The sequence below is a fragment of the Quyinboa sediminis genome, from assembly GCF_042219855.1.
Taxonomy (GTDB): domain Bacteria; phylum Bacteroidota; class Bacteroidia; order Bacteroidales; family UBA5342; genus JBHJHP01.
Genome location: NZ_JBHJHP010000003.1, coordinates 421,937 through 443,754, shown reverse-complemented (window position 1 = coordinate 443,754; position 21,818 = coordinate 421,937). Strand labels below are relative to the sequence as shown.

19 protein-coding genes are annotated in these 21,818 nt (G+C 40.6%); 15 read left to right on the top strand and 4 right to left on the bottom strand.

Annotated elements, in window-relative coordinates; genetic code table 11:
• Positions 1 to 12: 12 nt before the first annotated feature.
• The 9 genes from ACE1EF_RS09805 (at position 13) to mltG (ending at position 10,294) form a co-directional block, all read left to right on the top strand.
• On the top strand, positions 13 to 2,445 hold the full coding sequence (locus tag ACE1EF_RS09805; protein ID WP_375720477.1) for a TonB-dependent receptor: 2,433 nt from the start codon (positions 13 to 15) through the stop codon (positions 2,443 to 2,445).
• A 3-nt stretch (positions 2,446 to 2,448) separates the two neighbouring features.
• The gene (locus ACE1EF_RS09800; RefSeq protein WP_375720476.1) at positions 2,449 to 3,153 is read left to right on the top strand and encodes a 16S rRNA (uracil(1498)-N(3))-methyltransferase; all 705 of its coding nucleotides are present in this window, start codon (positions 2,449 to 2,451) and stop codon (positions 3,151 to 3,153) included.
• Between the two features lie 63 nt (positions 3,154 to 3,216).
• On the top strand, positions 3,217 to 3,612 hold the full coding sequence (locus ACE1EF_RS09795; RefSeq protein WP_375720475.1) for a hypothetical protein: 396 nt from the start codon (positions 3,217 to 3,219) through the stop codon (positions 3,610 to 3,612).
• 107 nt (positions 3,613 to 3,719) lie between these two features.
• Entirely contained in the window at positions 3,720 to 4,862 is a 1,143-nt protein-coding gene (locus ACE1EF_RS09790) for a lactonase family protein (protein ID WP_375720474.1), read from the top strand.
• 32 nt (positions 4,863 to 4,894) lie between these two features.
• On the top strand, positions 4,895 to 7,234 hold the full coding sequence (locus ACE1EF_RS09785; protein ID WP_375720473.1) for a family 78 glycoside hydrolase catalytic domain: 2,340 nt from the start codon (positions 4,895 to 4,897) through the stop codon (positions 7,232 to 7,234).
• A complete protein-coding gene (locus ACE1EF_RS09780) occupies positions 7,231 to 7,629 on the top strand; it encodes an alpha-L-rhamnosidase C-terminal domain-containing protein (RefSeq protein WP_375720472.1) in 399 nt (132 codons plus the stop codon). The genes ACE1EF_RS09785 and ACE1EF_RS09780 overlap by 4 nt, the downstream gene beginning before the upstream one ends.
• A gap of 88 nt (positions 7,630 to 7,717) precedes the next feature.
• Complete coding sequence (locus ACE1EF_RS09775) at positions 7,718 to 8,401, top strand: hypothetical protein (RefSeq protein WP_375720471.1); 684 nt, start codon at positions 7,718 to 7,720, stop codon at positions 8,399 to 8,401.
• On the top strand, positions 8,373 to 9,053 hold the full coding sequence (locus tag ACE1EF_RS09770; protein ID WP_375720470.1) for a hypothetical protein: 681 nt from the start codon (positions 8,373 to 8,375) through the stop codon (positions 9,051 to 9,053). The genes ACE1EF_RS09775 and ACE1EF_RS09770 overlap by 29 nt, the downstream gene beginning before the upstream one ends.
• Positions 9,054 to 9,259: 206 nt before the next feature.
• Positions 9,260 to 10,294 carry an endolytic transglycosylase MltG gene (gene mltG / locus ACE1EF_RS09765; RefSeq protein WP_375720469.1) on the top strand — a complete coding sequence of 345 codons (1,035 nt, stop codon included), beginning with the start codon at positions 9,260 to 9,262 and terminating at the stop codon, positions 10,292 to 10,294.
• 87 nt (positions 10,295 to 10,381) lie between these two features.
• Here the strand turns inward: mltG and ACE1EF_RS09760 are convergent, their stop codons facing one another.
• The gene (locus tag ACE1EF_RS09760; RefSeq protein WP_375720468.1) at positions 10,382 to 11,569 is read right to left on the bottom strand and encodes a phosphoglycerate kinase; all 1,188 of its coding nucleotides are present in this window, start codon (positions 11,567 to 11,569) and stop codon (positions 10,382 to 10,384) included.
• Positions 11,570 to 11,868: 299 nt separating this feature from the next.
• Here ACE1EF_RS09760 and pheS point away from each other — a divergent pair, with 299 nt between their 5' ends.
• The 6 genes from pheS (at position 11,869) to lpxA (ending at position 18,207) form a co-directional block, all read left to right on the top strand.
• A complete protein-coding gene (gene pheS, locus ACE1EF_RS09755) occupies positions 11,869 to 12,888 on the top strand; it encodes a phenylalanine--tRNA ligase subunit alpha (protein WP_375720467.1) in 1,020 nt (339 codons plus the stop codon).
• 50 nt (positions 12,889 to 12,938) lie between these two features.
• Positions 12,939 to 13,646, top strand: a complete 708-nt coding sequence (locus ACE1EF_RS09750; RefSeq protein WP_375720466.1) for a Crp/Fnr family transcriptional regulator — start codon at positions 12,939 to 12,941, stop codon at positions 13,644 to 13,646.
• 9 nt (positions 13,647 to 13,655) lie between these two features.
• A complete protein-coding gene (locus tag ACE1EF_RS09745) occupies positions 13,656 to 14,888 on the top strand; it encodes an HD domain-containing protein (protein WP_375720465.1) in 1,233 nt (410 codons plus the stop codon).
• A gap of 66 nt (positions 14,889 to 14,954) precedes the next feature.
• The gene (lpxD, locus tag ACE1EF_RS09740; protein ID WP_375720464.1) at positions 14,955 to 16,004 is read left to right on the top strand and encodes a UDP-3-O-(3-hydroxymyristoyl)glucosamine N-acyltransferase; all 1,050 of its coding nucleotides are present in this window, start codon (positions 14,955 to 14,957) and stop codon (positions 16,002 to 16,004) included.
• Positions 16,005 to 16,012: 8 nt separating this feature from the next.
• Entirely contained in the window at positions 16,013 to 17,407 is a 1,395-nt protein-coding gene (locus ACE1EF_RS09735) for a bifunctional UDP-3-O-[3-hydroxymyristoyl] N-acetylglucosamine deacetylase/3-hydroxyacyl-ACP dehydratase (protein ID WP_375720463.1), read from the top strand.
• A 20-nt stretch (positions 17,408 to 17,427) separates the two neighbouring features.
• Positions 17,428 to 18,207: an acyl-ACP--UDP-N-acetylglucosamine O-acyltransferase gene (gene lpxA / locus ACE1EF_RS09730; RefSeq protein ID WP_375720462.1), complete on the top strand. Its 780-nt coding sequence runs from the start codon at positions 17,428 to 17,430 to the stop codon at positions 18,205 to 18,207.
• Between the two features lie 91 nt (positions 18,208 to 18,298).
• Here the strand turns inward: lpxA and pdxA are convergent, their stop codons facing one another.
• The 3 genes from pdxA to thrC all read right to left on the bottom strand — a co-directional run bounded on the left by pdxA (position 18,299) and on the right by thrC (position 21,817).
• A complete protein-coding gene (gene pdxA / locus ACE1EF_RS09725) occupies positions 18,299 to 19,408 on the bottom strand; it encodes a 4-hydroxythreonine-4-phosphate dehydrogenase PdxA (RefSeq protein WP_375720461.1) in 1,110 nt (369 codons plus the stop codon).
• Positions 19,398 to 20,426 carry a DUF4837 family protein gene (locus ACE1EF_RS09720; RefSeq protein WP_375720460.1) on the bottom strand — a complete coding sequence of 343 codons (1,029 nt, stop codon included), beginning with the start codon at positions 20,424 to 20,426 and terminating at the stop codon, positions 19,398 to 19,400. Before ACE1EF_RS09720 ends, pdxA begins: the two co-directional genes overlap by 11 nt.
• Positions 20,427 to 20,518: 92 nt before the next feature.
• On the bottom strand, positions 20,519 to 21,817 hold the full coding sequence (gene thrC / locus ACE1EF_RS09715) for a threonine synthase (RefSeq protein ID WP_375720459.1): 1,299 nt from the start codon (positions 21,815 to 21,817) through the stop codon (positions 20,519 to 20,521).
• Position 21,818 lies beyond the last annotated feature (1 nt).

Genomic DNA, 21,818 nt, shown 5'->3' with positions numbered 1-21,818 from the left:
GTAGAAACGAACATGCGTAGACTTTTCCTGATAATACCACTCATTTTGCTCTGTTTGCTTCCGTTGAATGCCCAGACACGATATGTCATTTTCGGTAAAGTAACGGACTCAATTGGCAATCCGCTTGAACTGGTAAGTATTCAGCAGAAATTTACCTTAAAAGGAACCACCACCGATTCCAACGGCAACTATGAAATTTCTTTTCCAAGAAAAGATTCAGTAACTATAATTTTCTCACGTCTGGGTAGCGAAACCATTGAAAAGGTAATCTATCCAACCAGCGACAGTTACGAACTCAATATTGTTATGTCTGATGCGGTTACGACCATGACTGAGATTTCGGTGTCTGACAGAAAAACGCAATCAGCCACCATGCAACGCATCGATTCCAAATATGTGGAAGACATTCCGAGTGCTTCCGGTAATAAAGTGGAAGAGCTGATCATGACCCTTCCGGGCGTTTTCAATAACAATGAATTAAGTTCACAGTATTCGGTTCGGGGTGGAAACTTTGATGAAAACCTCGTTTATGTGAATGACATAGAAATTTACCGTCCTTTACTTATCCGTTCGGGTCAGCAGGAAGGCTTAAGCTTCATTAACTCCGACATGGTCTCCTCCATATCATTTTCATCGGGTGGTTTTGATGCCAAATACGGAGACAAGATGTCATCAGTTCTGGATATCAAATACAGAAAACCGACCGGAAACAATGCATCACTTTCCGCCAGTCTTCTTGGGGCCAGTTTATTTGCAGAACACACCACAAAGAATGGCCGGTTTACCCAAATGCATGGCATCCGGTATAAAACATCAGCTTACCTGCTGGGTACCCTGGATACAAAAGCAGAGTATAATCCAAGTTTTCTGGATTATCAGACCTATATTACGTATATGCTTACTGACAGAATTGAGCTTTCTGTTCTGGGCAATATCAGCAAAAACAGATACGAATTCAGGCCCCAAAACAGGGAAACCAAATTTGGCACCTACAGCATTGCCCGATCATTGATGGTTTATTTCGACGGCTGGGAAAACGATGTATTCATGGCCGGAACCGGAGCAGCCAGTCTTTCATACCGGGTCAATGACAACAATATGATAAAGCTTACCGGATCGTACTACAGCACGGTTGAAGATGAAGCAAATGATATTCTGTCGGAATACTGGTTGAATGAACTGGACAATCAAATGGGTTCTAAAAACTATGGGGACAGCATTGAAAACATAGGTGTCGGTGGAGCTCTGGAACATACCAGAAATCACCTTACTGCCTCTGTTGCTTCAGTCTCTCTGCGCGGGACACACGCGTTACAAAATCACACCCTGCAATGGGGTGCCACGGTGCAGAAAGAGATGATCACTGATAAAATCAACGAGTGGGAAATGCGCGACTCCGCAGGCTATTCATGGCCTTACAGCGAACAGGGTGTAGTTCTTTACAACCATTACCATACGCTCAATTCCATTTCGAGTAACAGGGTTAATCTGTATTTACAGGACAGCTATAACTTTTCTGATATCGGTTTGATCCTGACCGGGGGAACCCGCTTAAGTTACTGGAGTTTTAACAATGAAACCCTGTTCAGTCCGAGATTCTCTGCATTATATACCCCAAAATGGAAACGAAACTTTGCCTTTAAAGGGGCTACGGGTATTTACTATCAGGCACCGTTCTACAAAGAGATCAGAAGCAGAACAGGAGAAATCAACACCCATATTAAATCGCAGAAATCCGTTCATTACGTCCTTGGCATGGATTACTATTTCCGGAAATGGGAACGGCCATTCAAGCTGTCCGTGGAAGCTTATTATAAAAACATGTCTAACCTGATACCTTATGATATTAAAAATGTTCAGATCAGGTATTACGGAGAAAATCTGGCTGTTGGCTACGCTGCCGGACTGGATTTCAGAATCTTTGGTGAATTTGTTCCTGGCGTGGATTCCTGGATCAGCTTATCTCTGTTAAGAACCAGAGAAGACCTGCTGAACGATATGCAACCGTTATATGAAAATGGCGTCCAAATAGGTATGGGTCCCGTAGATTATGTGCCGCGTCCAACGGATCAGGCCTACAACTTATCTATTTTCTTCCAGGATTATTTTCCGGGAAATCCAAATTACAAGGTTCACCTGAAAGGCGTTTATGCTGCCCCTCTTCCTTTTGGACCACCTAACGGTCAGAAATATCAGATGACAGGACGTTCTTCACCCTATACCAGGGTTGATATGGGTGCATCCCGGTTAATTGTTGGTGAAAATCAAAAGAACTTTCTGCGCCATTTCAAGGAATTATGGCTTGGTCTGGATGTATTCAATATGTTTGATATTAACAATGTAAATTCATATTATTGGGTACCGGATAATTACGGCAATGTTTATGCAGTTCCCAATTATCTGACAGGTCGCAGGTTTAATTTCAGCATCACGGCAAAATTCTGACGCATGCAACTGTTTTACACACCGGATATCATACAAACACAAACGCTTTCTCAGCTGGAATCTCACCATGCGGTTAAGGTGCTGCGTCTGAACGAAGGTGATGTAATCCAGGTGGTTGACGGCAACGGCGGTTTTTATAATGCAGTTATTGTGAGCGCCAATGCCAAAGCCTGCAGGATTGAACTTAAAGCACCAATTCAGGATCAACAGATCCGTCCATACAGATTGCACATGGCTGTTGCTCCGACAAAAAATATTGACCGTTTTGAATGGTTCCTTGAAAAAGCGACTGAAATTGGTGTTGATGAAATCACACCATTGCTATGCGAACATTCGGAACGTAAAATAGTAAAGCCAGACCGCGTTGAACGCATCCTGGTTTCTGCCATGAAACAATCCCTTAAATCGTACCTGCCGAAGCAGAATGATATGATGCCATTCCAGGAATTCATTTCACAGGCCAGGCCATCAGAAAACCTGATGATTGCCCATTGTTACGAAACTGAACGAGATACCATCAAAACCCTCATCCCGGCCAGGGGTAATACCATTACCATTCTGATTGGCCCTGAAGGTGATTTTTCACCGGAAGAAGTAGAACAGTCCTTAAAATGCGGCTTCTCCCCGCTTTCACTTGGAAACAGTCGCCTCAGAACAGAAACGGCTGCCGTTGTGGCCTGTCATTCTGTTTACGAATTCTATTTGTAAATACACAAATTACTTTTACCTTAGTCGAATAAGGTATAGATTAATCAGGAAGCCGTTTTGACCATGTTTGAGGAATTAAGTCAATATCCATCCGATCAGTTTATTTTTCGCCCATGCGATTTGCTGGAAGAAGTCTGCAATGCACCAAAAGAGAGTTGTGGTATTTTTCTGATTTACAAATTAAATGAGAAAAACTCCAGACTGGTTTATATCGGGTCATCCAACAAAACGTCATCCGCTTCATGTAAACCCGGATTATTTGAAAAGATCGTTCATGCACCAGATTACAATGGAGTTCCCGGAAAACTATACTTTTACATGAATTTGATTGAAAGTAACGCTGAAGGATTGAATTTTCACTGGTACAAAACTACAGATGATGAGCCTGAAAAAATTGCAGATTTACTTATCAGAAAATATTCAGATGTCCATGGAAATTTTCCCGACTGGAACCTTTAGATACTTAAACTGGTTTACCAAAACACTTATATTGAATTTCTTCTTGCAGATTACCCTCTGAAACTGTATTTTTATTAATCAAATTTACATCATCTGATTTAAACAATATGTACCGGGTAATTTTATTATACATTTCCATTCTTTTTACAGGATTCTTTACTTTAGGCTGTGCCCAACAGAACAATCAGGTTACATACCTCTTTATTGGGTCCTATACAGATGGTGCTCCAGCCGACGGCATCTACATTTACAAATTCAATCCTTCAACGGGTGAACTTACTGAATCCGGCAGGGTAAGCCATGTTACAAATCCTTCCTTTCTGACCTTGTCACCAAATGGCAAATATTTATACGCAAGTAATGAAAGTCAGTTGGATAAACACGGTGCTGTTTCTGCATACCGCATTGATTCGGTTCACGGAAAACTAACCTTCATTAATAAACAGGATGCCGGAGGAAGAAATCCGGTTCATGTTATTGTAAGCGCCGATAATAAGTATGTTGTTAACTCCAATTACACAGATCCTTCGGTTAGTTTTTACAGCTGTAATACAGACGGGAGCCTTCAGCCTGCAAAAGCTATTTACAGGTATTCCGGCAGCAGCATTGTAAAAGGCAGACAGGATGAATCGCATATCCATTCATCCATTTTCACCCCTGACAACAAATATATTTTTTCACCTGATCTGGGAACTGACCAGATCCGGGTTCTGAAGTTAAAAGACGGAACATTGATTAAAGATCCGGATCATCCTGATATTAAGGTAAGTCCCGGTAATGGCCCAAGACATTTCACTTTTCATCCCAATGGTAAATTTGGCTACTGCGTAGATGAATTAAGCGGATCTGTCACGGTATACGCTTATGAAGATGGTACACTTAAAAAAATTGAGTCCTGTAAATCCTACGAAAGCAATTCAGGCAATTATGCATCTGCTGATATTCACATATCCCAGGACGGCAGGTTTTTATATGCTTCGAACCGGACTGATGAAAACACCATATCGGTTTTCAGCATCAATAAAAAAACGGGAAAACTGAATCGGATTCAGGTCTACCCTGTTTTTGGAAATCATCCCCGTAGTTTTGTGCTCTCCCCCGATGGCAATTATCTGATTACAGCAAATCAGTTCAGCAACAACATTGTGGTTTTAAAAAGAGATCCGGAGTCCGGAATGCTTGACAAAACAGACGTGGAACTAAAAATCTTTCATCCCTCCAGTTTGAAAATGCGAACATATTCTAATTGATCCGGTCGTAGTTAATCCTTAAAATATATCCCATGCAATCCTTAAAATCAAGAATTCTGTTTTTCTCAATTGTAACACTATTGGTATACTCTTCCATGGTTTCGGCAAAAACAAAGGTGACAAACCTGGTTTGTGAATACAAAACAAATCCAGTAGGCATTGACATTTTACAGCCACGCCTGAGCTGGCAGATCGAATCGTCTGAACAGGATGTTTTTCAGACAGCATATGAACTTAAGGTGTATAAAATAAAAGGGGCAGAAAACAGCAAGCATTTGTTATGGTCTACGGGAAAGATAAGCAGTTCTCAGGCTGTTAATGTTGATTATGCAGGTGAACCGCTTAAAACAGGAGATCTTGTTTACTGGCAGATAAGAATATGGGATCAAAACGATAAACCTACAAAATGGAGTGATAAAGCAAGTTGGGAAATGGGAATTCTGGAACCCGAATTCTGGGATGCAGAATGGATAAGCGCATCTACAGAAACTGAAACCAAGGGATCAAAGCCCAGTCCATATTTCAGAAAAGATTTTAAAAATGACAAAAAGATTGCTTCGGCAAGAGTTTATGTAACATCCAAAGGATTATATCAGCTTTTTATCAATGGAATAAAGGTCAGTACTGATCTGTTTACACCTGGCTGGACCAGCTATAAAAACCGGATTCAGTACCAGACATATAATGTAACGGACATGATACAATCTGAAAACACCCTGGCTGCTGTTTTAGGTGATGGCTGGTATCGTGGATACATCGGTTTTAATAACAGGCAGAATTACTATGGTGATAAACTGGCCCTGTTGGCACAACTTGAAATCATATACACCGATGGTACAAGAAATAGAATTGTTAGCGACAACACCTGGAAATGGAATACCGGTCCTCTTCTGTCATCTGACATTTATAACGGGGAAAACTATGATGCCCGCCTGGAACAGCAGGGATGGAATATGCCAGGATTCGATGACAAAGCATGGAAAGATGTTGTAATACAACATCTTTCCAATTCAAATTTGGTTGCGCCTCAGGGTGTTCCGGTCCGGGCTATATCAGAAATAAAACCTTTGAGAAAAATTATAACGCCGAATGGTGAAACCGTTTTTGATATGGGTCAGAACATGGTTGGTTGGGTCCGGCTGAAAGTAAAGGGTTCCAAAGGAGATAAGGTGACCCTTAAATTCGCCGAAGTGCTGGATAAGGATGGAAACTTTTATACAGCCAACCTGAGAGCTGCCAAAGCTACAGACACCTATACGTTAAATGGGAAAGGTGAAGAAATATTTGAACCTCATTTTACCTTTCATGGATTTCGGTATGTAAAGGTGGTTGGGTTTCCCGGAATACCTGATCTGAATACTATAACCGGTATTGTAATTCACTCGGATATGGAACCCAACGGGTCTTTTTCCTGTTCTGATCCAATGATCAATCAACTGCAGCACAACATCCAATGGGGACAGAAAGGCAATTTCCTGGATGTCCCGACTGACTGTCCGCAACGTGATGAACGGCTGGGATGGACCGGTGATGCACAGGTGTTTAGCATGACTGCAGCATACAATTTCAACGTGGCTGCGTTCTACACCAAATGGCTGAAAGATCTGGCAGCAGATCAGTTGCCGGATGGTAAAGTGCCCAACGTGATACCGGATGTTCTAAACGGTGGTGGTGGTGCCACGGCATGGGCAGACGCTTCAGTTATCATTCCCTGGACTGTTTACAATGTATATGATGATACCCGTATCCTTAAAGAGCAGTACAATAGCATGAAAGGCTGGGTTGAATATATGAATAAGCGCGCAGGAGATGATCATCTGTGGACCGGTGACTATCATTTTGGTGACTGGCTGGCTTTTGCCACTACATGGTCAGATTATCCGGGAGCCACAACTGAAAGAGACCTGATAGCCACCGCATACTTTTGCTATTCCAGTGGGTTACTCAGTAAAATTGCCGGTATACTGGGCTATACAGAAGATGAAATAAAATACCGTGATTTATCGGATCAGATAAAAACTGCTTTTAATGCAGAATTTGTGACGCCCAACGGCAGGCTGGTTTCACATACCCAGACAGCATATGCATTGGCCCTGTCCTTTCATCTCTTGCCGGAAAATTTATATGATCATGCAGCTGAATACCTGGCTAATGATGTCAGAAAATTTGGTCATCTCACTACAGGATTTGTGGGCACACCCCTGCTTTGCAGTTCTTTGTCTTCAACCGGAAGAGATGATCTTGCCTTTATGTTGCTGATGCGGAAAGATTATCCATCCTGGCTTTATCCTATCACTCAGGGTGCGACTACAATATGGGAACGCTGGGACGGACAAAAACCCGACGGTTCATTTTTCAGGATGCAGGCATGAACAGTTTCAACCATTATGCTTATGGCGCCATCGGGGAATGGCTTTATACATATGTCGCCGGCATTCGTCCGGATCCGGAACACCCGGGGTACAGGCATTTTTTCCTCTCACCTCATGTTGGTGGTGGCCTCACCAGTGCGACCGGGTCATATAAATCCATGTATGGTTTGATCCGCTCGGAATGGCGTAATGAAGAGAATCAGTTTGTTTACACCATTGAAATACCTGCTAATACCACGGCAACTGTCACACTTCCCCATGCTGATCTGAATCAGGTGAAGCTAAATAAGCGGGAATTAACCGGCAGTATGCGTCAAAGTGCTGTAACAGCATCCGAAGGTGTGACCCTTAAACTGGGCTCCGGAATTTACAACTTTGCTTATCCTGCATTTTGAATAAAAGAATTATGGCAAATATAAAATGAAATAGATATATTCGTTGAACTGTTTTGTTGTTGAAAGAATTAATATGTTTTGCTTTAACATGAACCTGAAGATTTCCAATAGATCATGGATTTACATCTCATGCATAATCGGTCTTTTATATAGCTGTAAACCATCGTGTAATCCAATACATCTGGATATGGAAGTTATTCCGGATGAAATAGTGAATAAAGTTCCCTATGAGGATGGTAAAGTGTACCAGTTTAAGCATTCCGGTGGTAAAATAATAAACTTTACTGCAAGCAGAACCACGTCTGTTTTATCTTACCATGACTACACAGAATGCCAATACACATTTGATTATCAGGAAAATAAAACACATTTATCACCTGACTATCCGGTATTTGATATTGATATTGTTCTCCGGTGGATACCATTATTCCCTGTAAAAGAAGATCCCTTTTTAGTGCCGGTTTGGGGACAACAACAGTATGATTCCTACTGTCATATAGGAAATTCAGCTTTTGAGTATGTACTGGATACTTCTCAGTTAAAACAGAACTTTGATTTTCCTTCTTACGATACAAATGCAGAAAAACAATATCTTGACTCCGTGATTGTTGATTCGGTCTTCTATGATTACATCATGATTTTCAGGAATGACATATTTGTTTATACAGGAGAATTCCAACTCAAAAATATTGACAGCATTTACTTTAATTATGATGTTGGACTTATTAAAATCTTTATGACAAATGGTGAATACTATAAAATATATCATTGAACTGCTTCTTGTTTTCCTTTCATTTATATCCTGCACTGAAAATGCGGCTCTCAAAAAGGATATCTATAATGTAAATAGTGAAAATTCAGAGTGGATAAACTTTTATGAACTGCAAAGAGATTTTTCCATGATCGACAATAATGCTATTTCATCCAGATTTGGCTTAAGTGATCAATACCATGAATATGATAAAAGCTGGACCACCGTTATCGGCATCAACACTCACATGTCCTATCGGGAAGAATATTACGAAAGTTATACTTCCACATATGGCTTACATTACAGCCTCAGTTTAGGTGCTTCGTTTGATCCAAACGGTGATTGTCTGGATTGCAGACTGGGTGAGGTCAGGTTCAAATATGACCTGGAGAAAAACATCGTTTGTAATGTTGACTACGATAATAAATATAAAGCGTTACAGTCCACCTCCGATGGATACAATATACAGGATGACAGCATATATTCAACGGTTGAATTTATAGATTCCTTTATGGTAAATCAGGTCACCTACCATAATGTTCTGCATTTTACTTTACGTGACTTTACTGAAGTATGGAAAGACCTTACGATCAATGAAATATATCTTGTTAAGAAAACCGGTTTAATTCAATACACCTATACAAACGGTATTTCGGTATGTCGTATTAACTGATAATTAAATGCCAAAAAGCTTTTCAGAATAAACCATACATAACCATCACTGCATTAATCAGCTTTCAGGTACAAAACTAAAAGAGTGTATTCAACGTTTGTATATTAAGTTTGACGTTTAAAATTTAACCGACGTACATATAAATTTTAATTTTACACCGTTAATACAACAGTTAAAACCATTTACATAAATAAAGGAATTAATGCATGAAGAAATTAGTTAAGTATGTGTCAATAATAATCTTAATCATTATAATTCCGCTTGCCATAATACTGTACACTACAGTATTGGGTTCAAATATTAAGGAGACAAAAACCGGATTTACTGAATTATTTGTTGGCGAGAATGTAACGCTTGACAGTTTATTAAATGATTCATTACCGCTCGGAAAAGTTATTAATCATAAAAAGACTATCTTGTTAACGGCCAAACTTAAACGGTTTTCAGGCTACGTAAAACCAGGGAAATATATCATCAAAGAAGGCATGTCGAACAACGAACTGATTAATATTTTCCGGTCCGGGAACCAGAATCCTATAACACTTACGTTCAATAATATCAGAACAAAAAATGATCTTTCAGGAAACCTGGGAAAGCAATTACTGGCGGATTCAGTTGAATTACTGAGTGTTTTGAATAACAGCAGTTTCCTGGCATCTCAGGGATTTAATACCTATACCGCTGTCTGTCCCTTTTTACCAGACAGTTACGAAGTATACTGGACAATCACTCCAAAGGATCTGTACGAACGCATGGTATATGAATATAATAAGTTCTGGAATCAGAACCGTTTGAATAAAGCCAAAGCTATTGGAATGACACCTGAGGAAGTGGTTACCCTGGCATCCATCGTTAATGAAGAGAGTAATTTTAAAGATGAACAACCTATCATTGCAGGGCTTTATATTAACCGTATAAAAAGAGGATACCTTCTTCAGGCGGATCCCACCTTAAAATTTGCGCTCAATGATTTTGAGAAGAAAAGAGTGATTAACGAGGATAAGGAAATTGACTCTCCATATAACACGTACAAATTTAAAGGGTTGCCACCCGGTCCTATCCGCATCCCGACCAAAACAGCTATTGATGCAGTTTTGAATTATAAAAAACATAAATACCTGTATATGTGTGCTAAAGCAGATTTTTCAGGGGAACACCATTTCTCAGAGACCTTCTCTGAACATAAAAAATATGCGCGTGAATACCAGAAAAAGCTAAACAGTATGCGTATCTATAAGTAAGTTTTATTCAAAGCATCTTCAACGCCGGAAGCAAAATAAAAAAGCCGGATCAAGAGACCCGGCTTAAGCTATTTTAAAATCGTTCTGTTATTCCGTTACAGCTTTGATTCCCGGTAACACTTTACCTTCGAGGAACTCCAGCGATGCACCACCACCGGTTGAGATGTGGCTCATTTTATCTGCTAAACCACTCTGGTTTACAGCAGCTACTGAGTCGCCACCACCAATAATTGACACAGCAGAAGAAGCAGCAACAGACTCACAAACGCCAAAGGTTCCTTTAGCGAAATTAGGCATTTCAAAACATCCCATAGGTCCGTTCCAAACCACTGTTTTAGCTTTTGCAATTTCTTCGGCGTACAGTTTTACAGTTTCCGGACCTACATCCAAAGCCATGCGGCCCTCAGGAATTTCAACACCCACCACTTCAATATCGGCTGCATTATCGAATTTATCTGCTGCCAGGTTATCAACTGGCAAAAGAAACTTAACACCTTTAGCATCAGCTTTTTCCAGGATTTCCTTTGCTGTACCGACCAGATCCTCTTCTACGAGAGAGTTACCGATGGCATGTCCCTGTGCTTTATAAAACGTATAAGCCATACCTCCACCAATCAGGATTGTGTCAACCTTCTCGATGAATGACTGTAATACTTCCAGTTTACCTGAAACCTTAGCTCCACCTACAATGGCAACAAATGGTCTTTCAGGTTTTGCCACTGTTTCACCCAGAAATTTAATTTCCTTTTCAAGCAAATAGCCAGCCATTTTATCATCCATGAATTTCGCAATAATAGCTGTAGATGCGTGGGCACGGTGAGCAGTTCCGAATGCATCATTTACGTAAACATCGCATCCTTCTGCCAGTTTCTTGGCAAACTCAGGCATTGCCTCCTTATCTTTGTGTTCAGCTTTATAAAAACGCAGGTTTTCAAGTACCAGAACCTCTCCCGGCTTAAGCGCTGCTTTGGCAGCAAGAACTTTATCTCCGATGCAGTCGTCAATAAATTTCACTTCCTGACCCAGCAGCTTTGACAGCGCAGGAACAACATGACGCAATGAAAACTTATCTTCCGGACCATCAGTTGGACGTCCAAGATGCGACATTAACACCGCACAACCGCCATCTGATAGTATTTTCTTAATCGTAGGAAGTGCACCAACAATACGGGTATCATCAGTAACTTCTAATGTTTCTTTGTCAAGAGGCACGTTAAAGTCCACCCGAACGATGGCCTTTTTTCCTGCAAAATTGTAAGAATCAATGTTTAACATATATTTTATTTTTAAAATTTAATTCTAAAAAGGGCTCACAAATATAGCAAATTATGGAAAAATGTCTTTAATCCCGCCCCTTTACTTTTACATTTTTTAAGGTATGAACCGGACTTTTGAATACCGTATAAAAAACAGATTAAAAACGTGTAAAAAAGAACAATTTATTACCTTTGTGGGCATTATTTTTTTATGGTATCCAATAAGAGAAACGGGTATCAATATTATTTTTGAACAAACAACATGAACCGGTCTTAAAACAGCCCTTATTAGTGTGCAACAGGAATAAATTTTTGAGCATGATTGAAAGGATTAAACAGTTAGGTGATGAGATAAAAAATCTGCAGGCAACAACCCTTGATGAGGTCGAGAATCTGCGCATTAAGTATATCAGTAAAAAAGGTCTTGTTTCACAGCTTTTTAACGATTTCAAGACAGTACCAAACGAACAGAAGAGGGAGATCGGTCTTTTGCTCAATGAGCTGAAAAACAAAGCACAGGAAAAAATCAATCAACTTAAGGAAGCCCTGGAATCCGCGTCAGAAAGCGGGAACGATATGGACCTGACCATGCCGGGTTCGCCTATTGCAGGTGGAGCAAGACATCCCCTGTCTGTTGTTAAAAATGAGATTATCGAAATCTTTAAAAGATTGGGATTTACCATTGCTGAAGGACCTGAAATAGAGGACGACTGGCATGTTTTTTCAGCGCTAAATTTTCCTCCTGAACATCCGGCCAGGGACATGCAGGACACTTTTTTCATTAAAAAAGATCCGGATGTATTGTTACGTACACATACCTCATCCATCCAGGTCAGGGTAACCGAAAACAGCAAGCCACCGATAAGAATTCTGGCACCGGGTCGTGTATTCAGAAATGAAGCAATTTCTGCCCGTGCACACTGTATATTTCATCAGATTGAAGCATTGTATATCGATAAGGAAGTTTCGTTTGCCGATCTGAAACAAACCCTGCTCTATTTCGCCAAAGAGCTGTTTGGACCGGAAACTGAAATTCGTCTGCGTCCCTCTTTTTTCCCTTTTACTGAACCTTCTGCAGAAATGGATGTTTCATGTTCACTATGTCACGGTAAAGGCTGTAATGTCTGTAAATATACAGGTTGGCTGGAAATACTTGGCTGTGGCATGGTTGATCCGAATGTCCTGGAGAGTGCAGGCATTAATTCAAAGGAATATTCCGGCTTTGCATTGGGCATGGGAATTGAACGTATCGCCATGCTAAAATACGGTATCCGGGACTTAAGGCTTTACTTTGAAAATGATATAAGATTTCTTAAGCAATTTGAATCTACATATTAATAGATTTTACTATATTGCGGATATGGCTTAAACTGTAATAATTTTGGACTATGCGTAAAGTGCAAGGTGAAGATATCGATAAAAATATCAATCTTAGAAAATATACAATTTTTGATTCCCTGAAGGACGACGAGATTGCCTCGCTGAACATCGACATTGAAACCCATGTTTTTCCCAGGGGGAAACTTCTTTATGAAGAAGATCATCGCATTAACGGATGTTATTTCGTTGAAAAAGGCATAGTTAAGATATTCAAAACAGGTATAGATGGTAAAGAACAGATCATCCGGTTTGCCAAGGAAGGTGACCTTATTGGTTTTCGCTCGGTGATTAATTCAGAACTGGCCTGTACAACTGCAAAGGTTATCGATAACGCACAGCTGCTTTATATACAGGGGGTCCATCTGCTTGACATGCTTAAACAAAATTCTGAATTCTCCATGGCCCTGATGCGCATGGCATGCAAGGAACTGGGAGAATCCAATAAATACATAACCGATATAGCACAAAAAACTGTACGTGAACGTCTGGCTGAAGTACTTTTGTTGCTGATGGATTCATTTGACCTTGACAAGGATAACTACCTTAATATATCTTTAACCCGTGAGGAACTGGCCAATATGGTTGGTACCGCCACAGAATCAGTTATAAGATTATTGTCTGAATTTAAAGCAGATAACCTTATTGAACTCCAGGGAAGACGGATTAAGTTAATCAACATTCCTAAACTGATTAAAATCGGGAATGTTTACGATTAAAATTACTGAATGACAGACAGGCCAGTAAATAGCCATAAAATCATTAACGATCCCGTTTTTGGATTTATTCAAATCAACCATAACCTCATATTCCGGCTGATTGAACATCCGGTTTTCCAAAGATTAAAACGCATCAGGCAGCTTGGGCTCAGTTCCAATGTATATCCGGGAGCGCAGCACACGCGTTTTCAACATGCCCTGGGTGCCATGCATCTTACACAGGAAGCGGTGTACGTTCTTCGTTCGAAGGATCAGCACATTTCAAAAGCGGAAGAAGAAGCTGTTCTGGTTGCCATTTTACTGCACGACATCGGACATGGTCCTTTTTCCCATGTCTTGGAAGACACCATCGTCCATATCAATCATGAAGCCATTTCGCTCGTACTGATGGAAATGCTCAACACGGAGTTTGACCACAGTCTGGATCTGGCCATTCAGATATTCAAGGGCATTTACCCTAAAAAATTCCTTCATCAGCTTGTATCGGGTCAGCTCGACATGGACCGGATGGACTACCTGCGAAGAGACAGCTTTTATACTGGTGTAACCGAGGGAACCATCGGATCAGCCCGTATAATTAAAATGCTTAATGTTGTAGACGATCAGCTTGTGCTTGAAGCCAAGGGCATTTATTCCATAGAAAAATTTCTTTTGGCCCGCAGGCTGATGTACTGGCAGGTATATTTGCACAAGACAGCCCTTGCGTCAGAAAAGATGCTGATAAATGTGCTGAGAAGAGCCCGCGAACTCCACCAACAGGGAAAAACACTTTATCTCACACCGGCGCTGGAATATTTCTTCAACCACAGTTTAACTGTACAGGAGCTAAAAACAAACAATCAGGCTCTGCAGAATTTTATCCGGCTGGACGACACAGATATCCTGACCTGCCTGAAATACTGGATAGACAATGAAGATATGATACTTTCCATTCTATCGGATGGTCTGATCAACAGAAAATTATATAAAACAGAAATCAGCACCTCTCCTTTTGATGCGTCCTATATGCTTAAAAAGAAACAGGAAATCTCACAAAGGCACGGGCTGAAATCGGAACAGCTGGATTACTTTGTTTTCCAGGGAACCACCTCTTCAGAGCTCTACACACCCGATGTTGAGAAGATAAAAATTCTCTACAAAAACGGTGAGGTTGTCAGCGTTGATGAGGCGTCTGAAATTATCAGAATATCGCAACATATAACAAGTGAAGAAAAGTTTTTCTTCTGTTACATAAGAAATTGACAACAAAATTTGAACAAAACAGGGTTTTTAGAGAGAAATCTTTAATTTTGCCACAAATTTTTTTTTATGGAGTTTTCAGCTAAACAAATAGCCGAATATCTTGAGGGAGAAGTAGATGGAAATCAAAATATTACTGTTTCTGATTTTTCCAAAATTGAGGAAGGAAAACCAGGCACTTTAAGTTTTTTAGCGAATCCAAAATACGAACCTTATTTATACAGCACCAATGCGTCTATTGTATTGGTAAAACGTGATCTCGAACTGAAACAGGAGACCGGAGCCACCTTAATACGTGTTTCGGATCCTTACCAGTCCATAGCACGATTATTAACACTTTATGAAAATTCAAAACCGGTTAAGATTGGTATTCATACCAATACGGCTATAGATAAAACAGCCCAGATACCAGAAACAGTTTTCATTGATGCCTTTGTTTCTATAGGCAAAAATGTTAAAATACACAGCGGTGTCGAAATCAATGCCAACTGCTCCATCGGCGATAATGTTACTATAGGTGAAGATACCGTCCTTTATGCCGGTGTAAAAGTTTACGACGGGTGTAGAATAGGTAGTAACTGTGTTTTGCATGCCGGTAGTGTTATAGGATCCGATGGATTCGGCTTTGCACCACAATCCGGTGATTATGCTAAAATACCGCAGATTGGGAATGTAATTATCGAAGATTATGTTGAAATAGGAGCCAATACAACTATTGACCGGGCAACAATGGGATCAACCATTATCCGTAAGGGTGTGAAACTGGACAACCTGATACAGGTCGCGCATAATGTGGAAATCGGTGAGAATACAGTTATCGCTGCACAGTCGGGTATAGCCGGATCAACCAAAATTGGTAAAAACTGCATGGTTGGCGGACAGGTTGGATTTGCAGGACACATCAACATACCCGATAATACAAAACTGGCTGCACAAGCCGGTGTTGCCAACACCGTTAAAGGTGAAGGACGGATATTACTCGGTTCACCAGCTATTGATATACTGGACTACAGAAAGGCCTATGCTGTATTTAAAAATCTACCGGATATTCAGCGACTGGTGTATCAGATGAACCGCGACTTGCAGGCAATAAAAGATAATACAGAAAAAGATAAATAATAAAAAATATGAGTATTTTTCAGAAAACACTGGCTGCCGAGTTTGCATTAGAGGGTCAGGGGCTTCATACCGGAGCTAAAGTAAAAGCGACTTTCAAACCAGCACCAGTTGACTCAGGATACCAGATTAAGCGTATTGACCTTGAGAATGCACCGGTTTTTGATGCCGTAGCTGAGAATGTGGTCAACACAACCAGAAGCACAGTTATCGGGAAAGGTGAAGCAACCGTTTCAACCATTGAACATGCTTTATCTGCCTTATATGCATCAGGTATTGACAACTGCCTCATTGAGATAAACGGACCTGAGATGCCCATTATGGAAGGTAGTGCCAGGCCTTTTATTGATAAAATAAAAGCCGTTGGTATTGAAGAGCAGGATAAGAAAGCATTTGTCTTTAAACCAACATCAAAAATTGAATATACGGATGAAAATTCAGGAAGCAGCATCGTTATTTTGCCGGATGATAAATTCAGTGTAAGCACCCTGCTTTCATTTGAGGGCTCAAATCTGCTTTCAAACCAATATGCAAACATGGATTCTCTCGACAACTACGAAGCCGAGGTTGCTGCATGTAAAACATTTGTGTTTCTTCATGAACTTGAACCGCTGTTAAAAAACAACCAGGTAAGAGGTGGAAACCTCGACAATGCCCTTGTAATTGTTGATAAGGAAGTGAGTCAGGAAGAACTGGATCGGTTGGCTGATTTGTTCAACCATGAACATGTGAATGTAGAATCCAATGGCTATCTCAGTAACACTGAGCTGACTTATACCAATGAACCCGCACGGCACAAAATTCTTGATGTTATCGGCGATCTGTCTCTCATTGGCTGCAGAATAGAAGGTAAAGTTATAGCTACCAAACCCGGTCACCATGTTAATACAGAGACAGCCAAGTTGATCCGGAAAGCAATAAAGCGAAACCCGGAACAGGTCCCTTCCTATGATCCTACAGTTGAACCTTTTATGGATGTTAATCAGATCAAAACATTGTTGCCGCACCGGCCACCCTTTTTAATGATTGACAAAATTCTCAGAATCGAAGATTCAGAAACCATTATCGGGCTTAAGAACGTTTCAATGAACGAGGATTTTTTCCGTGGCCACTTTCCCGAAGAACCTGTAATGCCTGGCGTATTGCTGGTAGAAGCTATGGCTCAGACCATGGGAATACTTGTATTAAGCGAGGTTGATGAACCGGATAGATATTCAACATATTTCCTAAAAATAGATAACGTAAAATTCAGAAGAAAAGTAGTACCCGGAGATACTGTTATTTTTAAATTAGAACTCACATCTCCGATACGTAGAGGTATTGCCAGTGCCAGAGGACTTGCTTTTGTTGGTGACAAAGTAGTGGCCGAAGCGGAATTTATGGCACAAATTATTAAAAACAAATAAAACCTAACACGAAGAAACAAATGAAGCAACCATTAGCGTATGTACACCCGGAAGCAAAAATTGCTCCGAACGTGGTTATAGAACCTTTCGTTTCTATTGATAAAAACGTAGTTATAAAAGAAGGAACACGTATCGGTTCCGGAGCAACTATTCTTGAAGGCGCAAGAATTGGGAAAAACTGTAATATATTTCCGGGAGCTGTTATCTCTGCTATTCCCCAGGATTTAAAATTCCGGGGTGAAGAAACGACTGCTGAAATTGGAGATAACACCACCATCCGCGAGTGTGTTACTGTAAACCGAGGTACGGTCGCCAGAGGTAAAACAGTAGTAGGAAGTAACTGCCTCATCATGGCATATGTTCATGTTGCACATGATTGTTATGTAGGTGATAATGTTATCCTGGGAAATGCCACTCAGCTGGCCGGAGAAGTTATTGTAGACGACTGGGCCATCATGAGTGGACTTGTAGCTGTTCATCAGTTTTGTCATATTGGTTCACATGTTATGATATCGGGTGGATCACTGGTACGTAAAGATGTACCACCATTTATTAAGGCAGCGCGTGAACCGCTCTCCTATGCCGGAGTAAATTCAATAGGACTTCGTCGTCGCGGATATGATAATGACCAGATCAGGGATATACAGGAAATCTATCGCTATATTTATCAAAAGGGATTAAACAATACCGATGCCTGTGATTTGATTGAAGCAGAACTACCTGCAACAAAAGAAAGGGATGAAATCATTCTTTTCATCCGAAACGCAAAACGCGGTATTATACGAGGATATTTTCAATAAAAAAAGCGCTCTTCAGAGCGCTTTTTTTATGCCATATTCAAACGAAAAAGGGGACTTAACGGTCCCCTTTTATGGTATTCTGTAATTACGTTTAATCGTCAACTTCTTTTTCAACATCATCCAGCTGATCAACCGATAAGTCGGGACCGGAAAACTGTCCCGGAAGTACCTGCTTCTTCAACGGGTTTTTATTCGCCTGATCATAACTCTGCCGGTTCCTGAATGTATCCAGAGCCAGGTAGACTGCTTCACGAAGACTTTCCTCACTTGCTTCACCTTTACCTGCCAGATCAAATGCAGTACCATGTGCCGGACTTGTTCTGATAATGTCCAGTCCGGCTGTATAATTCACTCCATGTTCCATACTAAGTACCTTAAAGGGAATAAGCCCCTGATCGTGATACATGGCTAAAACAGCATCATACTTGTATTCACGCTTCGCTCCAAAAAAACCATCGGCCGGGAACGGACCAAATACCAGCATACCACTATCTCTCATCTTATTCAGCAGTGGCTCAATCATCTCTTTTTCTTCATCGCCAATCACACCATTATCGCCTGCATGCGGATTAAGTCCCATGACAGCTATTCTTGGTTTGCGGATATTAAAATCCGTAATAAGTGATCTGTTCAGTATACGTAGTTTTTTCTCAATCAGTTCAGCTGTAATGCTGTTTTTAACCTCTCCTAACGGAATATGTCCTGTTACAACGGCCACTTTAAGGTTATCACTCACCATGAGCATCAAAGCCTCCCCGTTAAAATTACTCTCCAGATACTCCGTATGTCCGGGAAACTCGAAACCTGCCTGAGTAATGCTTTCTTTATTAATAGGTGCCGTAACCAGTACATCAATCTCACCCCCCTTTAAATCTTTAACAGCTGAATTCAGTGCATCGTAGGATGCTTTGCCGGCTTCAGTTGTCAGCTGACCAAGTTCTACCTTTACATCGTCACTGACACAGTTTACAATGTTAGCACGGTTATCCCTGGCTTCGCGGGCATGGTTGATGTTATTAAAGTTTATATTTTCAGAATCCGTAGCTTTTTTATGGTAAGCCATAACTTTAGGTGAGCCATAGATAACAGGCGTACACAACTCAAAGAGCCTGTTATCACTTAAAAGTTTTATGATGACTTCATAACCGATTCCGTTTATGTCACCATGCGTTATGCCTACAACGATCTTATCATTCTTCATCTTCCTTGTTTTGAGTTCCCTGAGGTTTCTCTTCATCAGAGAGTTTTACTGTATATAGCAGCGATTCCAGTTCGCGCATTGTGTTTCTTTTATTCTTGTGTGGTGCATACAGGAAAACCTCCACCGTAACCACCCTGTTTGAGGCTTCATCTATCCGGGTCTGGCTCACAAAAGGGCCTCCCATCATATCGCCTTCAGTTTCCCAGATACCTCTGAGTTCTGCCACATATTTTCCATGATCCATAAACTGGGTCAGCACAGGTGGATAAAACATACCGGTTGACATGTATGATCCCGGACGTGAACCCGGAATATTGACCCGCATTACTGAGTCACGCATTGCTACAAGATTTTTCTTGGTCAGCTGGCTCTGTGATTTATAATCATAGGTATATATGGCCAGATACTTCATATAATCGTTGCTCTTGGCAAGCATCCACACAAAATTATCATGAAAACTGTAGCGGGTAAAATCACTCGGAATAATCATATCGACACCAATACTGTCCTTTACCATTTTCATCAGATCGGGGTTATTAAACTTGCGGTAATTTGCAAGAAACCGTTCCCGTTCTCCCTGATAAATAAATGATAACATCTTCATTCCTTCTTTCTCTACCACAGGTTTTAAATCTTTTACAGAAGGAAGCTGAATTTTAATAAAGCGCTGAGTTCTGGAATAAAGATCGGTTTGATAAACCACCTTTGGCTGAGAGTAAGTTTTACTCACATCCACATCAATAATACTCCTTGCCGTATGAAGTATACGTATAAAGTTTTCATGATCTGTATGAGAAATATCAAACATCGTCTCTTCCCAGGGAAGTCCTACAATATCCTGTTGAAATAAGTTTTTAAGCGTATCACCACCCGGGGATTTCCACACATCCTGATCAATAATAATAAGTAAATCTCCCGGACGTCCGCTGGGTGTTGGAAGCGTCGTTACAGTTGAATTTCCACAGGAAACTAAGACTAATAATGAAAATACGCCGGCGAATAATTTAAGATATTTCATGGTATACTTGTTTAGTTGAGTGACTGAGTTCTATTTACAAAACTAACAAAAAACAAAAAATATTGCTTTGGGAATCAATTATTTGTTTTTTATCAGTCTAATAAAAAGGATTTAAAATCACCAAATTCTGATGATAAAGCTACAACCTTTTTTTCCCCCTTCATAAATTCCTGCAATTTATCGGGAATCTCAAACTTTTCCGTTATGATGCCTTCAACGGTTTGAAGGAACTTGGCCGGATGAGCCGTCTCAATAAAGAAGCCTGTCTCCCCGTCTTTTAATCCTTCCTGCAATGCTCTGTAACCTGTAGCTCCATGTGGATCAAGCAAATACTTATTTTCCTGCCATACCGTTCTTAAGGTCTCACTTATCTGACTGTCGGTATAGGTATATGCTGTAATATTCTCTTTGATGCTGCCGTAAGATGAGCTGTAAAGATCAAGGACGCGGGCGAAATTACTTGGATCACCTACATCCATGGCATTGGCAATGGTTGCCACAGAGGGTTTGGGTTCATAACTTCCCGATTTCAGGTAATTGTAGAAAATGTCGTTCCTGTTATTTGCTGCAATAAACCTTGAAACAGGCAATCCCATTTTCTGACCAAAAAGACCTGCTGTTATGTTTCCAAAGTTTCCACTTGGAACACTGCATACAATACGATCGGTAACACCCCTGTTTTTCAGTTGGGCAACACCCCAGAAATAGTAAAACGACTGGGGAAGAAAACGCGCTACATTAATTGAGTTAGCAGATGTCAACGTGAGTTTAACTGTAATATCTTCGTCTAAAAATGCTTGCTTCACCAGGCGCTGACAATCATCGAAGGTACCATCAATTTCTATGGCTGTTATATTTTTGCCAAGTGTAGTAAACTGTTTTTCCTGGATTTCACTCACCAGACCTTTGGGATAGAGTACAAAAACATTGATTCCTTCAACATCAAGAAAACCATTAGCCACCGCACTTCCTGTATCACCGGAGGTAGCCACTAAAACATTGACCTCGCCTTCACCTTCTTTCCTGATAAAATGCGAAAGTAAACGGGCCATAAAACGTGCTCCTACGTCTTTAAATGCCAGTGTTGGTCCATGAAAAAGCTCAAGCGACCATATAGTATCAGTCACTTTTACCAGTGGTATATCAAAAGCCATGGTATCATAAACCAGTGCTTTAAGGGTATCCCTGTCAATGTCCTCACCGAAAAATTTATCCGCTACCCGGTATGAAACCTCCTGAAGGGATAAACCTGTCATTTCATCAAAAAAAGCTGGATCAAACGCATTGATCCGTTCCGGCATATACAGACCTTTATCCGGTGCCAGGCCTTTGGTTACGGCTGTTTGCAAGGTTGCTTCGGGAGCAATATGGTTCGTGCTGTAATACTTCATT

What these genes read in the sequence shown, in the direction of transcription:
- ACE1EF_RS09805 (WP_375720477.1), top strand. Translation starts at nt 13, where the DNA reads ATGCGTAGACTTTTCCTGATAATACCACTCATTTTGCTCTGTTTGCTT.
- pheS (WP_375720467.1), top strand. Translation starts at nt 11,869, where the DNA reads ATGATTGAAAGGATTAAACAGTTAGGTGATGAGATAAAAAATCTGCAG.
- lpxA (WP_375720462.1), top strand. Translation starts at nt 17,428, where the DNA reads ATGAAGCAACCATTAGCGTATGTACACCCGGAAGCAAAAATTGCTCCG.
- ACE1EF_RS09780 (WP_375720472.1), top strand. Translation starts at nt 7,231, where the DNA reads ATGAACAGTTTCAACCATTATGCTTATGGCGCCATCGGGGAATGGCTT.
- ACE1EF_RS09790 (WP_375720474.1), top strand. Translation starts at nt 3,720, where the DNA reads ATGTACCGGGTAATTTTATTATACATTTCCATTCTTTTTACAGGATTC.
- thrC (WP_375720459.1), bottom strand. Translation starts at nt 21,817, where the DNA reads ATGAAGTATTACAGCACGAACCATATTGCTCCCGAAGCAACCTTGCAA.
- ACE1EF_RS09785 (WP_375720473.1), top strand. Translation starts at nt 4,895, where the DNA reads ATGCAATCCTTAAAATCAAGAATTCTGTTTTTCTCAATTGTAACACTA.
- ACE1EF_RS09800 (WP_375720476.1), top strand. Translation starts at nt 2,449, where the DNA reads ATGCAACTGTTTTACACACCGGATATCATACAAACACAAACGCTTTCT.
- ACE1EF_RS09760 (WP_375720468.1), bottom strand. Translation starts at nt 11,569, where the DNA reads ATGTTAAACATTGATTCTTACAATTTTGCAGGAAAAAAGGCCATCGTT.
- ACE1EF_RS09720 (WP_375720460.1), bottom strand. Translation starts at nt 20,426, where the DNA reads ATGAAATATCTTAAATTATTCGCCGGCGTATTTTCATTATTAGTCTTA.
- ACE1EF_RS09775 (WP_375720471.1), top strand. Translation starts at nt 7,718, where the DNA reads ATGAACCTGAAGATTTCCAATAGATCATGGATTTACATCTCATGCATA.
- ACE1EF_RS09770 (WP_375720470.1), top strand. Translation starts at nt 8,373, where the DNA reads ATGGTGAATACTATAAAATATATCATTGAACTGCTTCTTGTTTTCCTT.
- pdxA (WP_375720461.1), bottom strand. Translation starts at nt 19,408, where the DNA reads ATGAAGAATGATAAGATCGTTGTAGGCATAACGCATGGTGACATAAAC.
- ACE1EF_RS09735 (WP_375720463.1), top strand. Translation starts at nt 16,013, where the DNA reads ATGAGTATTTTTCAGAAAACACTGGCTGCCGAGTTTGCATTAGAGGGT.
- ACE1EF_RS09750 (WP_375720466.1), top strand. Translation starts at nt 12,939, where the DNA reads ATGCGTAAAGTGCAAGGTGAAGATATCGATAAAAATATCAATCTTAGA.
- mltG (WP_375720469.1), top strand. Translation starts at nt 9,260, where the DNA reads ATGAAGAAATTAGTTAAGTATGTGTCAATAATAATCTTAATCATTATA.
- ACE1EF_RS09795 (WP_375720475.1), top strand. Translation starts at nt 3,217, where the DNA reads ATGTTTGAGGAATTAAGTCAATATCCATCCGATCAGTTTATTTTTCGC.
- lpxD (WP_375720464.1), top strand. Translation starts at nt 14,955, where the DNA reads ATGGAGTTTTCAGCTAAACAAATAGCCGAATATCTTGAGGGAGAAGTA.
- ACE1EF_RS09745 (WP_375720465.1), top strand. Translation starts at nt 13,656, where the DNA reads ATGACAGACAGGCCAGTAAATAGCCATAAAATCATTAACGATCCCGTT.